We start from the raw sequence: 13,948 nt of genomic DNA, 5'->3' as shown, positions 1-13,948 counted from the left end.
ATGCCGATTGACATTACGATGCCCGCGCTGTCGCCGACGATGGAGACGGGGACGCTCGCGAAGTGGCTGGTGAAGGAAGGCGACAAGGTGTCGCCGGGCGACGTCATCGCCGAGATCGAGACCGACAAGGCGACGATGGAGGTTGAAGCCATCGACGAGGGCGTCGTCGCGAAGATCGTCGTCGCGGCGGGAACGGAGGACGTGCCGGTCGGCCAGCTGATCGCCGTGCTCGCGGAAGAGGGTGAGGCGGTCTCCGCGCCGAAGGCCGCGAAAGCCGAACCGAAAGCGGCAGCGCCTGCCCCCAAGGCCGAAGAGAAGCCGCAGCCCGCGCCGGAACCGGCGAAGGCGGAAACGCCGAAGCCTGCGGCTCCTGCTCCGGCGGCGGCGGATGCAGGCGACCGCGTCAAGGTGAGCCCGCTCGCGCGCCGCATCGCAGAGGCGAAGGGCATCGACCTCGGCGGCGTTCAGGGCAGCGGCCCCGGCGGGCGTGTCGTCAAGGCGGACCTCGACGGCGGCAAACCGGCTGCCGCCGCGCCTGCGGCAAAGGCCGCTGCCGCGCCTTTGCCGGTCACGGCTCCGGCCACGTTCGAGACCGACATTCCGCACGAGGCGGTGAAGCTCTCGAACATGCGCAAGACCATCGCGCGCCGTCTCACCGAGGCCAAGCAGACGATTCCGCACATCTACCTCACCGTGGACATCGAGCTCGACGCGCTCCTCAAGCTGCGCAGCGAGCTGAACGCGGCGCTGGAGCCGCGCGGAGTGAAGCTCAGCGTCAACGACCTGCTGATCAAGGCGCTCGCCGCCGCGCTGATCGAGGTGCCGGAGTGCAACGTCTCGATCTCAGGCGACCAGCTCTTCAAGTACAGCCGCGCCGACATCTCGGTGGCGGTGTCGATCCCGAACGGCCTCATCACGCCGATCATCGTCGGCGCGAACGGCAAGAGCCTGTCCGCCATCGCGACCGAGATGAAGGAACTCGCCGCCCGCGCCAAGGAGGGCAAGCTCCAGCCGCATGAATATCAGGGCGGCACGGCCTCCATCTCCAACATGGGCATGTACAGCATCAAGCAGTTCGAGGCCGTCATCAACCCACCGCAGGGGATGATCATGGCGATCGGCGCGGGCGAGAAGCGGCCGTTCGTGGTGAACGACGCGCTCGCCATCGCCACGGTGATGTCGGCGACCGGCAGCTTCGACCACCGCGCCATCGACGGCGCGGACGGCGCGCGCCTGATGCAGGCGTTCAAGCGCCTCGTCGAGAACCCGCTTACCCTCGTCGCGTAAGGATCGCCCATGTCCAGCTATGATCTCATCGTCCTCGGCTCCGGGCCGGGGGGCTATGTCGCGGCGATCCGGGCGGCGCAACTCGGCATGAAGACCGCCATCGTCGAGCGCGAGCGGCTCGGCGGCATCTGCCTCAACTGGGGGTGCATCCCGACGAAGGCGCTGCTGCGCTCGTCGGAGATCTTCCACTACCTGATGCACGCCTCGGCTTACGGTCTGAGCGCCGAGAAGCCGTCCTTCGACATCAAGAAGGTGGTCGAGCGCAGCCGCAAGGTCGCCGATCAGTTGAACGGCGGCGTCAAGGGCTTGATGAAGAAGCACAAGATCGACGTCCACGAGGGCGTCGGCACGCTGACGGGGAAAGGGAAGCTCTCCGTTTCCAAGGACGGCAAGACGACCGCGCTTTCGGCGAAGAACATCATCGTCGCGACCGGTGCCCGCGCCCGTGAGCTTCCGTTCGCGAAGGCGGACGGCAAGCGTATCTGGACGTATCGCCACGCGCTGGTGCCGGAGGCGGTGCCGGAAACGCTGCTGGTGATCGGCTCGGGCGCCATCGGCATCGAGTTCGCGAGCTTCTATTCGGACCTCGGCGCCAAGGTGACGGTCGTCGAGATGCTGGAGCGTATCCTGCCCGTCGAGGACGCCGAGGTGAGCGCGTTCATGGAGAAGCAACTCACCAAGCAGGGCATGACGATCCACACGAAAACCGGCGTCCAGAAGCTGGAGGCGGGCGCCAAGGGCGTGAAGGCCGAGATCAAGTTCGCCGACGGCAAGGTGGAGACGCAGGACTTCAGCCACGCCATCGTCGCCATCGGTATCGTGCCGAACGTCGAGGACATCGGCCTCGAAACGCTGGGCGTGAAGCAGCTTCCGAACAGGCATATCGAGACGGACGGCTATGGCCGCACCAATGTCGACGGCATCTGGGCCATCGGCGACGTGACGAGCGGGCCGTGGCTCGCGCACAAGGCGATGCACGAGGCCGTCGTCTGCGTGGAGAAGATGGCGGGGGTGAAGGACGTTCACGCGCTCAGCACGGCGAACATCCCCGGCTGCACCTACTCACGCCCGCAGGTCGCCTCCGTGGGCCTCACCGAGGCGAAGGCGAAGGAGGCGGGCTACAAGGTGAAGGTCGGCAAGTTCCCCTTCATCGGCAACGGCAAGGCGATCGCGCTCGGCGAAACCGAGGGATTCGTGAAGACCGTGTTCGACGAGGCGACCGGCGAGCTCCTCGGCGCGCACATGGTCGGCGCAGAGGTCACGGAACTCATTCAGGGCTATGTCGTCGCGCGCGAGCTCGAGACGACTGAGGCCGAACTGATCGGCACGACCTTCCCGCACCCGACGCTTTCGGAAATGATGCACGAAAGCGTGCTCGCCGCCTACGGACGGCCCCTGCACATCTGATGGGATACGGGCGCCGCCGTCAGATCACGCCGAGCGCCCGCATCGCCTCCGCCACGCGGATGAAGCCCGCGATGTTCGCGCCCGCGACGTAGTTGCCCGGCGCGCCGTACTCCTCGGCGGTTTCGGCGCAGCGCTCGTGGATGCCGCGCATGATGTTCGCGAGGCGGGCCTCCGTGTCCTCGAAAGACCAGCTGTCGCGCGAGGCGTTCTGCTGCATTTCGAGCGCGCTGGTGGCGACGCCGCCCGCGTTCGTGGCCTTGCCGGGGCCGAACAGCACGCCCGCCTCCTGAAACGCGCGGACGGCTTCGGGCGTGCAGGGCATGTTCGCGCCTTCGCCGACGGCGACGACGCCGTTCTTCACCAGCGTGCGGGCATCCGACCCGGTGAGCTCGTTCTGCGTCGCGCAGGGCATGGCGACGTCGCACGGCACGTCCCAGATCGTACCGTTCGGCACGAACAGGGCGCCGTCGCGCCGGATTTCCGCATAGTCGGCAATGCGGGCGCGGCGGGTTTCCTTGATCTCCTTCAGGAGGTCGAGGTCGATACCGCGCTTGTCGACGACATAGCCCGCGGAGTCGGAGCAGGCGACGACCTTGCCGCCGAGGCTGAGGATCTTCTCGATGGTGTAGACCGCGACATTGCCCGAGCCGGAGACGACGACCGTGCGGCCGTCGAAATCGAGGCCGCGCGCCTTCAGCATCTCCGAGACGAAATAGACCGCGCCGTAGCCCGTCGCCTCGGTGCGGACCTTGGAGCCGCCCCATGTCAGCCCCTTGCCGGTCAGCACGCCCGATTCGTAGCGGTTGGTGATGCGCTTGTACTGGCCGAACATGTAGCCGAGCTCGCGCTGGCCGACGCCGATGTCGCCCGCGGGCACGTCGGTATGCTCGCCGATGTGGCGGTAAAGCTCGGTCATGAAGGACTGGCAGAAGCGCATGATCTCGCCCTCGGAGCGGCCCTTGGGGTCGAAGTCGGACCCGCCCTTGCCGCCGCCGATCGGTAGCCCGGTCAGCGCGTTCTTGAAGACCTGCTCGAAGCCGAGGAACTTGACGGTTCCGAGCAGGACGCTCGGGTGGAAGCGGAGACCGCCCTTGTAGGGGCCGAGCGCCGAGTTGAACTCGACCCGGAAGCCCCGGTTGATCTGGACCCGCCCCCTGTCGTCCACCCACGGCACGCGGAAGATGATCTGGCGTTCAGGCTCGCAAATCCGCTCGATGAGCGCACCGTCGGCATAGTCCGGGTGCTTGGCGACCACGGTGCCGAGACTGTCCAGGACCTCCCTGACGGCCTGGTGGAACTCCACCTCGGCAGGGTTGCGCCGCAGAACCTCCGCGTAGATCGGTTCCAGCTTTTCATCAATGGTCGACACGAGTGATCCTTCCCCTGAGCACGTCGGCGCGGGGAAACGGAAGATTCAATAATCTTGCAAGAAAACTTTGAAACGTCGTGAAATTTTCGGATTCAATCCCATAAAATCGAATATGAACCCGAAAACTTTGGGTTCTTCAGGAAATCATCCCGCCGGGGTAAAGATGCCGGTCGCCTCGTCGAGGACGTGCAGCACGCCGTCCCGGATCGCGAAGTAGGCGCCGATCAACTTCAGCTTGCCCGCGGCCTCGCGCTCGGGGATGCAGGGGAAGGTGCGGAGGTTTCGCAGGGAAACCTTCACCGCCTCCAGCTCCAGCGCATACTCGACCTCCCGGCCCAGATGGCCGTCATGCTCGTGGAGGATGCGGTCGCGCGCCTCGTCCAGCAGGTCGATCCAGTTCGCGATGAAGCCGCCCGCGCCCGCCGGCGCGCCCTCGAACTTGCGGGTCAGCGCGGCCTGCACGCCGCCGCAGCCGCCATGGCCCATCACCACGACGCTCTCGACCTCGAGCTGCGTCACGGCGAACTCCAATGCGGCCGAAACGCCGTGGCGCCCGCCGCCGATCTCGAACGGCGGCACCAGGTTGGCGATGTTCCGCACCGCGAAAATCTCGCCCGGGCCCACATCGAAGATCAGCGTCGGATCGACGCGGCTGTCCGAGCAGGAAATGATCATCGTCTTGGGGCTCTGGCTCGACCTCAGCGCATCATAGCGCGCCTTCTGGGCGATATAGGCGCCGCCGCGAAACCGGCGGTAGCCGTCGATCAACTCATCGAAGCCGGACATGAAAACGGGCTAAACCGTTCATGCCTGCCATGCAAGAACTCACGGTTGGATTATATTGTCGCGGCCGCTATCTAGGCGCGCATGGCAGACGCTGATCCCGCACCCGTTTCCCCGATCCGCACCCGCAAGCCGGACTGGCTGCGCGTGAAGGCGCCGACGAGCGTCGGTTTCTCGCAGACGCGGCGGCTGATGCGGGACCTCGGCCTCAACACGGTCTGCGAAGAGGCGGCGTGCCCGAACATCGGCGAGTGCTGGACGCAGAAGCACGCGACCGTGATGATCCTCGGCGACACGTGCACGCGCGCCTGCGCCTTCTGCAACGTGAAGACGGGGATGCCGAACCCGGTCGATCCGCTGGAGCCCGAGCACGTGGCGACCGCCGCCGCCGAGCTTGGCCTCGAACACATCGTCATCACCAGCGTCGACCGCGACGACCTGCCGGACGGCGGCGCCACCCAGTTCGTGCGCGTGATCGAGGCGATGCGCCGCCGCGCGCCGGAGACGACGATCGAAATCCTGACGCCGGACTTCCGCAACAAGGCGGACGAGGCGGTGAAGCGCATCGTCGATGCGCGGCCCGACGTCTACAACCACAACCTCGAAACCGTGCCGAGGCTCTATCCCACGATCCGGCCCGGCGCGCGCTACTTCCACTCGCTGCGCCTGCTGGAGCGGGTGAAGACGCTCGATCCGACGATCTTCACCAAGTCCGGCCTCATGGTCGGCCTCGGCGAGGAGCGGCTGGAGATTCATCAGGTGATGGACGACATGCGCTCCGCCGACATCGACTTCCTCACCATCGGCCAATATCTTCAGCCGACGCCGCGCCACGCGAAGGTCATCGAATTCGTGACGCCGGACACGTTCAAGTCGTATGCCTCGCTCGGCCGCGCCAAGGGCTTCGCGCTCGTCGCGGCATCGCCGCTGACGCGCTCGTCGTACCACGCGGGCGCCGACTTCGCGAAGCTGAAGGCCGCGCGGCTGGCGAAGCACCAACGCGCCGATGCCTGAACACCGCGAGGTCCGGGTTCTTCCGTACACGCCGGAGCAGCTCTTCGATCTCGTCGCCGATGTCGGCCGCTACGGCGAGTTCCTGCCGTGGGTGATCGCGACGCGGGTGAAGTCGCGGAGCGATACCGAGATGGTCGCCGACATGATCGTCGGCTTCAAGGTGTTCCGGGAAACCTTCACGAGCCGCGTGGTGCTGGACAGGCCGCGCCATATCCATATCGACTATATCTCGGGGCCGCTGAAGTTCCTCTACAACGACTGGCGCTTCAAGGCGGTCGGCGCGGGGACGGAGGTGGACTTCCACGTCGATTTCGCGTTCCGCCAGTCGATCCTGAACACGCTCGCGGGCGCGTACTTCCACGAAGCCTTCCGCAAGATGGTGACGGCGTTCGAAACGCGCGCCGCGAAGGTCTATGCGGCGGGCGCGGCGTCTTCGGGGAGCAGCAGTTCGAGCGCGCAGCGCACGGCCTGAAGCCGGATTCCGGTGCGGCCGAGGTCGCCGAACTGCTTCATGTCCGCCACCACGTCCTCGGGGTCCGAATCGCGGATCGCGCGCGCGAACACCACGGTCCCCACGGGCTTCGATTCCGACCCGCCGTCGGGGCCGGCGATGCCGGTGATCGCCACGGCGACGTCCGCCTCGCTGTGCGCGAGCGCACCCTGCGCCATCGCCCACGCGGTCGCGACCGAAACCGCGCCGAAGGTTTCGAGCACGTCGCCGTGCACGTCGAGTTGCGCCGTCTTGGCCTCGTTCGAGTAGGTGACGAAGCCGCGTTCCAGCACGGCCGAGGAGCCGGCGATCTCGGTGATCGCGCCGCAGACGAGGCCGCCGGTGCAGGATTCGGCAAGCACCACCTTGCGCCCGGCGGCAGCGTTCAGCTCCACCACGCGGCGCGCAAGCGCGATGATCTCGTCGTCGAACAGTCCACTCATGTTTGCTGACCCTATAGTCTTATGGTTGCGGTCGCCTGCGCCGCCATGCCTTCGCCGCGCCCGGTGAAACCAAGCTTCTCGGTCGTCGTCGCCTTGATGCTAACCCGCTCCTCCGGCAGCCGCAACAACGCGGCGACACTTGTGCGCATCGCCGTGCGGAACGGGCCGACCTTCGGCCTTTCGCAGATCATCGTGACATCGACATGGTCGATGATGCCGCCGCGCGAAAGCACGAGGTCGCGGGCATGGGCAAGGAAACGGTCCGACGGCGCGCCCCGCCACTCGGGGTCGCCCGGCGGGAAATGGTCGCCGATGTCGCCCTCTGCGGCGGCGCCGAGCAGGGCGTCGGTGAGGGCGTGGAGCCCCACGTCCGCGTCGCTGTGGCCGACGAGGCCGTGGCTGTGCGGCACCTTCACGCCGCAGAGCCAGACATGATCGCCGGGGCCGAACCGGTGCACGTCGAAGCCGTGCCCGACACGCACGACCCGCCCGGCGGCGAGGATCGCCTCGGCGCGCGCGAAGTCGTCCGGGTAGGTGAGCTTCGCGAGCCGCTCGTCGCCTTCGACGAACGCCACGCGCAGCCCGGCGGCGAGCGCCACCGCGACATCGTCTGTCGCATCGGGCGCGGCGGCCCGGTGCGCGTCGAGGATCGCGCCGTAGCGGAACGCCTGCGGCGTCTGCACACGCTTCAGGCGGCTGCGGTCGACCTCGCCGTCGGCATGGGCGTCGCCGGTGCGCAGGCTGTCGACGACGGGCAGCGCGGGCGCGGCGCCGTCGCTGTCTTCAAGCGCATCCAGAAGCCGGTCGACGACCGCGGCGGGGAGCAGCGGCCGCGCCGCGTCGTGGATCAGCACCAGCACGGGCGCGAGCGACTCCAGCGCCCGCAGCCCGTTCAGGACCGACTCCTGCCGGGTCGCGCCGCCGTGAACGGGCGCAAGCACATCGAGGCCCGCGGCGGCGTCCGCGAAGGCACCCTCGTCGTCCGCGTGAATGACAGGGAGCACGTGGGTGACGCGCGGATGGCGGGCGAGCGCCGAGAACGCATGGCGGATCGCCGGCTGGCCGGCGAGCATCCGATATTGCTTCGGCGCGCCTTCGCCCGCGCGGGAGCCTCTCCCGGCGGCAACGACGATGGCCGCGACCCGTGGTGCTTCGTTCATGGCGGGCGGCTTTAGCCTAGCTGCGTCTTGCCGAACAGCCCCGCTTGGGCTATGCGCCGTGCCTTATTTTTGGGCAGCCAATGACCGTGCCGAAACTGAAGCCAATCTCGATCGGACCCGTGCGGATCGAACAGCCGGTGATCCTGGCGCCGATGACCGGCGTCACCGACCTGCCGTTCCGCAAGATCGTCAAGCGCTTCGGCGCGGGGCTCACCGTCACCGAGATGATCGCGAGCCAGGCGATGGTGCGCGAAACGCGGCAGTCGCTTCAGAAGGTGGCGTGGGACCCGTCCGAGGAGCCGGTCTCGATGCAGCTCGCGGGCTGCGAGCCCGGTATCATGGCGGAAGCGGCGAAGCTGAACGCCGATCGCGGCGCGGCGATCATCGACATCAACATGGGCTGCCCGGTGAAGAAGATCGTGAACGGGCACGCCGGCTCGTCGCTGATGCGCGACCTGAAGCTCGCCGCCTCGCTGATCGAGGCCACGGTGAAGGCGGTCGACCTGCCGGTGACGCTGAAGATGCGCATGGGCTGGGACCACAACAGCCTGAACGCGCCGGAGCTCGCGCGGATCGCCGAGGACCTCGGCGTCAGGATGATCACCGTGCACGGCCGCACGCGCAACCAGATGTATTCGGGCAGCGCCGACTGGGCGTTCGTGCGCAATGTCAAGAATGCCGTTTCGCTGCCGGTCGTGGTGAACGGCGACATCTGCTCGGTGGAGGATGCGCGCACCGCGCTCGAACAGTCTGGCGCGGACGCGGTGATGGTGGGGCGGGGGGCTTACGGCCGCCCGTGGCTGCTCGGCGAGGTGATGGCCGACCTCTGCGGCCACCGCTTCAAGGCGCCGACGATCGAGGAGCAGTATCACCTGATCCTCGAGCAGTACGAGATGATGCTGGCGCTTTACGGCACGGACACGGGCGTCAACCTCGCGCGCAAGCACATCGGCTGGTACACCAAGGGAATGCACGGCTCCGCCGAGTTCCGGAACAGCGTCAACCAGGTCGGCGATCCGGCGCGGGTGAAGGCGATGCTCCGGGAGTTCTACGCGCCCTGGCTTGCCCGGGCGGCCGCCTGACATGGCCACCGTGCCCGCGGTTCCGCTGGTTCCGCCGCCGTCCGCCGACGACCTGCTCGCAAGTCTTCCGATCCCCATCGTCCTCATCGACGCGAACGGCGCGCCCGCGCGGATGAACACCGCCGCCGAGGACATGTTCAACCTCAGCGAGCCGACGCTCGTCGACCGTGGCTGGGGCGCGATCTTCCCGGAGGACAGCGCGGTGCGCGCGGTGCTGTTCGAGGCGGTCGTCACCGGCGGCGAGTTCGCGGCCTACGACCTCGACATCGCGTTCATCGGCGGGCGCCGCGTCACCGCCGACCTGCTGGTCTCGCCGGTGCCGGATGCGCCGGGCTGGTCAACGCTGGTGTTCCAGCGGCGCGCGGCGGCGACGATGGTGAACCGCCAGCGCGAGCAGGTGGGGGCGGCGAAGACGGCCGTGGGCGTCGCGGCGATGCTGGCGCACGAGATCAAGAACCCGCTTTCGGGGATTCGCGGCGCGGCGCAGCTCCTGGCGCAGGACGGCGACCCCGAACTTACCGATCTTATCTGCACGGAGGTCGATCGCATCAGCACGCTGATCGACTCGATGGAGGAGTTCACCGACACGCGGCCGCTGAAGCGGCAGCCGGAAAATATACACCTGATCCTCGGCCACGTCCGCCGCCTCGCCGAGCACGGCTTCGCGCGCGACGTCGAGTTCGAGGAGGAGTACGATCCCTCGCTGCCGGACGTGGACGGGGACCGCGACGCGCTGATCCAGATTTTCGTGAACCTCGTGAAGAACGCCAGCGAAGCCACAGGAAACAAAGGCAAGATACGCCTGCGAAGCGCCTATCGGCACGGCCTCAAGGTGGCGGTGAAGGGCTCCAAGCGGCGCATGTCCGTGGCGATCGAGGTCTGCGTGATCGACGACGGGCCGGGCGCGCCCGCGGACGTCGCCGAGCATCTGTTCGATCCTTTCATTTCCACGAAGCCGGGCGGCACCGGCCTCGGCCTCGCGCTCGTCGCCAAGCTCGTCGGCGACCACGGCGGGCTCATCGAGTACGACCGGCAGGAAAACCCGCCGCGGACGACCTTCCGCGTGCTCCTGCCCACGGCGGGCAGGCAGTGAGCCGCACCGGCACGATCATCGTCGCCGACGACGACGCGGCGATCCGCACCGTCGTGCGGCAGGTGCTGGTGCGCGCGGGCCACGAGGTCCGCACGACCGATACCGTCGCGGGGCTCTGGCAACTGATCGAGGCGGGGGTGGGGGACGCGGTGATCACCGACGTCGTGCTGCCGGACGCGGACGGGCTCGACGCCGTGCCGCGCATCCTCGCGCGCCGCCCGGGCCTGCCGGTGATCGTGATGAGCGCGCAGAACACGCTGGCGACGGCGGTACGCGCGACCGAGAACGGCGCGTTCGAATACCTGCCGAAACCGTTCGATATCAACAAGCTGGCGGCTGCCGTTTCCGCCGCGCTCGAACAGTCGCAAGCGCCCGCGCGCAAGGCGGCGGCGAAGGACGAGGGCGACGGCCTGCCGCTGATCGGCCGCTCGCCCGCGATGCAGGAGGTGTACCGCACGATCGCGCGCGTCGTGCCCACCGACCTCACCGTGCTCATCCTCGGCGAATCCGGCACCGGCAAGGAACTCGTGGCGAAAGCGCTGCACGACCTCGGCCCGCGGCGGACGGGACCGTTCGTCGCCGTCAACATGGCGGCGATCCCGCGCGAGCTCATCGAATCCGAGCTGTTCGGCCACGAGCGCGGCGCCTTCACCGGTGCGCAGGCCCGCGCCATCGGCCGCTTCGAGCAGGCTCAGGGCGGCACGCTGTTCCTCGACGAGATCGGCGACATGCCGATGGAGGCGCAGACGCGGCTGCTGCGCGTGCTCCAGTCCGGCGAGTTCACCACGGTGGGCGGGATGCGCCCGATCAAGGCGGACATCCGCATCGTGTCCGCGACGAACAAGGACCTGCGCCGCCTCGTCGACGCGGGGCTGTTCCGCGAGGACCTGTTCTACCGCCTGAACGTCGTGCCGCTGCACCTGCCGCCGCTGAGGAGCCGCGTCGACGACATCGCCGAGCTTGCGACGCACTTCCTGCGCCGCGCCGAGGCGGAGGGGCTTCCGGCGAAGACGCTGGAGCCCGAAGCCATCCTCCGGCTTCAGGCCCACGACTGGCCGGGCAACGTCCGCGAGCTCGAGAACCTGATGCGGCGCTTCGCGGCGCTCGAACGTTCCGACGTCATTTCCGCCGCCAGCGTGGAGGAGGCGCTGCGCAGCGAGCGCGTGCCCTCGGCGCGCGCGGAGAGCGACAATCGCGGCCTCGCCGGGTCCGTGGAGGCGCATCTCGCGCGCTATTTCGACACGTTCGGCGACGACCTGCCGCCGGACGGGCTTTACGAGCGGGTGCTCGCGGAAGTCGAGAAGCCGCTGCTGCTGCTGAGCCTCGCGGCGACGCGCGGCAACCAGATCCGCGCCGCCAGGCTGCTCGGCATCAACCGCAACACGCTGCGCAAGAAGCTGAACGACCGCGGCATCGACGCCGTGGCGCTCCGCCCGGCGGGGCCGCCTGTCGGCCGTTCAGGCTGATTTCAGAATCGGATCGTTACCGGGCTGCCGCAACTGTGTATTTGCGGCAACAGGCAAAGTGGTTAAGCTGCGTTTGAACATGTCCGCGACTGCATCCCCCAAGCCAGTATCGCCGCACCGCCGGCTGCGCCGTCGCATCAGCCGCTGGGTCTCGCGCGTCGAGCTGTACCCGCGGCTCGAGATCGCGCTGGGGCTGATCGCCGTCGCCGTGGGCTGCGCGAGCTATTTCGCGCTCACCGACACGTTCTTCACCGCCGCCAACACGCCCTCCGGGCGCACGATCCTGCTCGTCGCCAACCTCGTGCCGCTGATGGCGCTGCTGGTGCTGATCGGCCGCCGCTTCGTGATCCTGCGCGTCAACCGGCGGCGCGGGCTCGCCGGCGCGCGGATGCACGTGCGCATGGTGGCGCTGTTCTCGGCGATCGCGGCGATCCCGACGCTGCTCGTCGTGGTGTTCGCCTCGCTGCTTTTCCAGTTCGGCACGCAGTTCTGGTTCTCCGACAACGCCCGCACCGTGCTCCAGAACGCCGAGCAGGTCGCGCATTCCTACGTCGCGGAGAACCGCCAGCGCATCGTCGCGGACATCGAGGCGATGGGAACCGACATCTACGAATACGCGAACAGCTACGGCATCGATTCCGCCGGGTTCGCGGAGGGCCTCGCGTTCCAGGTCGCCGCCCGCAACCTCACCGAGGCGAGCGTCTTCACGCCGAGCGACGAGAACTACCACGTCTACGCCGCCGTCGGCATGAGCGGGCCGCCGCTGACGCAGCGCATCCTGCCCACCGACATCGCGCGGGCACGCTCGGGCCGCGCCAGCGTGCTCGCCACGGCCTCGGACCGGGTCGAGGCGATCGTCCGCATCGACCCGCTGCTCGAACGCTACGTCTACGTGAGCCGCAGCGTCGATCCCGCCGTGCTCCAGTCGGCGCAGCGCGCGGAAGGCGCGATGAACGAGTACGACGCGCTGCTGGCGCGCTCGAAGAGCCTGCAATGGCAGTTCAACCTCGCGCTGTTCGTGATCGCGCTGCTCATCCTCGCCGCCGCAATCCTCTCGGCGCTGTGGCTGGCGAACCGGCTCGTGGCGCCGATCGGGCGCCTCGTCCGCGCGGCGGAGCGGGTCGGGGGCGGCGACCTCGCCGCGCGCGTGCCGGTCCGCAACAGCCCCGACGAGGTCGGCACGCTCGCGCGCACCTTCAACCGCATGACGCGCCAATTACAGGCGCAGACGAGCGCGCTCGTCGCCGCCAACGAGCAGCTCGACGCGCGGCGGCAGTTCACCGAGGCGGTGCTCTCCAGCGTTTCGGCGGGCGTCATCTCGATCGACGAGGACGGCCATATCCGCCTCGTCAGCCACTCCGCCGCCGCTCTCCTCGAAATGACGGAAGAAGCGCTCGGCGGCATGACCATCGAGGAGGCCGTGCCCGAGTTTTCGGCGCTGCTCGAAGAGACGCGCGCGTCGGGGCAGGCGGCGGGGCAGGTGCGGATCGCGCGCGGCAACGACGTGCAGACGCTGCTCGTGCACATGGGCGGCGTCTCGGGCGGCAGCCGGGGCTACGTGATCACCTTCGACGACATCACCCAGCAGCTCGCCGACCAGCGGCGCGCGGCATGGGCGGACGTGGCGCGGCGCATCGCGCACGAGATCAAGAACCCGCTGACGCCCATCCAGCTTTCGGCCGAGCGGCTCCAGCGCCGCTACGGCAACAAGATCGAGGAGGGGGCGGACACGTTCCGCAGCCTCACCGAGACCATCGTCCGGCAGGTCGGCGACCTCCGCCAGATGGTCGACGAGTTCTCGTCGTTCGCGCGGATGCCGAAGCCCGTGTTCAGGCCGGAATCGTTCCTCGACATCGCGCGGCAGGCGATCTTCCTGCAAGAGGTCGCGCACAGCGACTTCGACTACGACATGGACGTGCCGGCGAACCTGCCGCCGTTCGTCTGCGACCGCCGCCAGATCGCGCAGGCGCTCACCAACCTCTTGAAGAACGCCGCCGAATCCGTCGCCGCGCGCTGCAAGGACGGCGATGTGGACGGCCGCATCGCCCTGTCCGCACGCCTCGCCGAGCCCGATACGCTGGTGGTGACGGTCGTCGACAACGGCATCGGCCTTCCCGCGAGCCAGCGCGACCGGCTGACCGAGCCCTATGTGACGACGCGCACGAAGGGCACGGGCCTCGGCCTCGCCATCGTCAAGAAGATCGTGGAGGAGCACGACGGCACGCTCGACCTCAGGGACGCGGCGGACGGCGGCGCCTGCGCGGTGATGAGTTTCGATCTGGCCGCCTTGCAGGCCCATGTCACGCAAGAGCCGGGAATTCCGGAAAAAGTCGCAGTTCAGCAAAGGTAGATGT

General features: G+C 68.2%; 12 protein-coding genes. 8 read left to right on the top strand and 4 right to left on the bottom strand.

Annotated features, from left to right (window positions below):
- Positions 1 to 1,287: a pyruvate dehydrogenase complex dihydrolipoamide acetyltransferase gene (locus tag PE061_RS16215; protein ID WP_271256264.1), complete on the top strand. Its 1,287-nt coding sequence runs from the start codon at positions 1 to 3 to the stop codon at positions 1,285 to 1,287.
- A gap of 9 nt (positions 1,288 to 1,296) precedes the next feature.
- Positions 1,297 to 2,694 carry a dihydrolipoyl dehydrogenase gene (gene lpdA / locus PE061_RS16210; RefSeq protein ID WP_271256263.1) on the top strand — a complete coding sequence of 466 codons (1,398 nt, stop codon included), beginning with the start codon at positions 1,297 to 1,299 and terminating at the stop codon, positions 2,692 to 2,694.
- Between the two features lie 19 nt (positions 2,695 to 2,713).
- Here the strand turns inward: lpdA and gdhA are convergent, their stop codons facing one another.
- Positions 2,714 to 4,063: an NADP-specific glutamate dehydrogenase gene (gene gdhA / locus PE061_RS16205; protein WP_271256262.1), complete on the bottom strand. Its 1,350-nt coding sequence runs from the start codon at positions 4,061 to 4,063 to the stop codon at positions 2,714 to 2,716.
- 144 nt (positions 4,064 to 4,207) lie between these two features.
- The gene (locus PE061_RS16200; RefSeq protein ID WP_271256261.1) at positions 4,208 to 4,849 is read right to left on the bottom strand and encodes a carbonic anhydrase; all 642 of its coding nucleotides are present in this window, start codon (positions 4,847 to 4,849) and stop codon (positions 4,208 to 4,210) included.
- Between the two features lie 81 nt (positions 4,850 to 4,930).
- Here PE061_RS16200 and lipA point away from each other — a divergent pair, with 81 nt between their 5' ends.
- Both lipA and PE061_RS16190 read left to right on the top strand, forming a co-directional pair.
- Positions 4,931 to 5,860 (top strand): lipoyl synthase, encoded by a 930-nt coding sequence (gene lipA / locus PE061_RS16195; RefSeq protein WP_271256260.1) that lies wholly within the window; start codon positions 4,931 to 4,933, stop codon positions 5,858 to 5,860.
- Positions 5,853 to 6,332 carry a type II toxin-antitoxin system RatA family toxin gene (locus tag PE061_RS16190; RefSeq protein WP_271256259.1) on the top strand — a complete coding sequence of 160 codons (480 nt, stop codon included), beginning with the start codon at positions 5,853 to 5,855 and terminating at the stop codon, positions 6,330 to 6,332. The genes lipA and PE061_RS16190 overlap by 8 nt, the downstream gene beginning before the upstream one ends.
- Here PE061_RS16190 and PE061_RS16185 read toward each other — a convergent pair.
- Both PE061_RS16185 and PE061_RS16180 read right to left on the bottom strand, forming a co-directional pair.
- The gene (locus PE061_RS16185) at positions 6,272 to 6,793 is read right to left on the bottom strand and encodes a CinA family protein (RefSeq protein ID WP_271256258.1); all 522 of its coding nucleotides are present in this window, start codon (positions 6,791 to 6,793) and stop codon (positions 6,272 to 6,274) included. The genes PE061_RS16190 and PE061_RS16185 overlap by 61 nt on opposite strands.
- Before the next feature lie 11 nt (positions 6,794 to 6,804).
- Entirely contained in the window at positions 6,805 to 7,953 is a 1,149-nt protein-coding gene (locus tag PE061_RS16180; RefSeq protein ID WP_271256257.1) for a bifunctional 2-C-methyl-D-erythritol 4-phosphate cytidylyltransferase/2-C-methyl-D-erythritol 2,4-cyclodiphosphate synthase, read from the bottom strand.
- Between the two features lie 80 nt (positions 7,954 to 8,033).
- Here PE061_RS16180 and dusB point away from each other — a divergent pair, with 80 nt between their 5' ends.
- The 4 genes from dusB to PE061_RS16160 all read left to right on the top strand — a co-directional run bounded on the left by dusB (position 8,034) and on the right by PE061_RS16160 (position 13,944).
- Positions 8,034 to 9,035, top strand: coding sequence for a tRNA dihydrouridine synthase DusB (gene dusB / locus PE061_RS16175; RefSeq protein WP_271256256.1), 1,002 nt, complete (start codon positions 8,034 to 8,036; stop codon positions 9,033 to 9,035).
- Between the two features lies 1 nt (position 9,036).
- Positions 9,037 to 10,128, top strand: coding sequence for a two-component system sensor histidine kinase NtrB (locus PE061_RS16170; RefSeq protein ID WP_271256255.1), 1,092 nt, complete (start codon positions 9,037 to 9,039; stop codon positions 10,126 to 10,128).
- On the top strand, positions 10,125 to 11,594 hold the full coding sequence (gene ntrC, locus PE061_RS16165; RefSeq protein ID WP_271256254.1) for a nitrogen regulation protein NR(I): 1,470 nt from the start codon (positions 10,125 to 10,127) through the stop codon (positions 11,592 to 11,594). The genes PE061_RS16170 and ntrC overlap by 4 nt, the downstream gene beginning before the upstream one ends.
- A 79-nt stretch (positions 11,595 to 11,673) precedes the next feature.
- Positions 11,674 to 13,944, top strand: a complete 2,271-nt coding sequence (locus PE061_RS16160; protein WP_271256253.1) for a sensor histidine kinase NtrY-like — start codon at positions 11,674 to 11,676, stop codon at positions 13,942 to 13,944.
- The last annotated feature ends 4 nt before the right edge of the window (positions 13,945 to 13,948 follow it).

The sequence above is a fragment of the Sphingosinicella microcystinivorans genome, assembly GCF_027941835.1.
Lineage (GTDB): Bacteria > Pseudomonadota > Alphaproteobacteria > Sphingomonadales > Sphingomonadaceae > Sphingosinicella.
The sequence above is the reverse complement of the archived record's forward strand: the minus strand, read 5'-3'. Positions and strand labels throughout refer to the sequence as shown.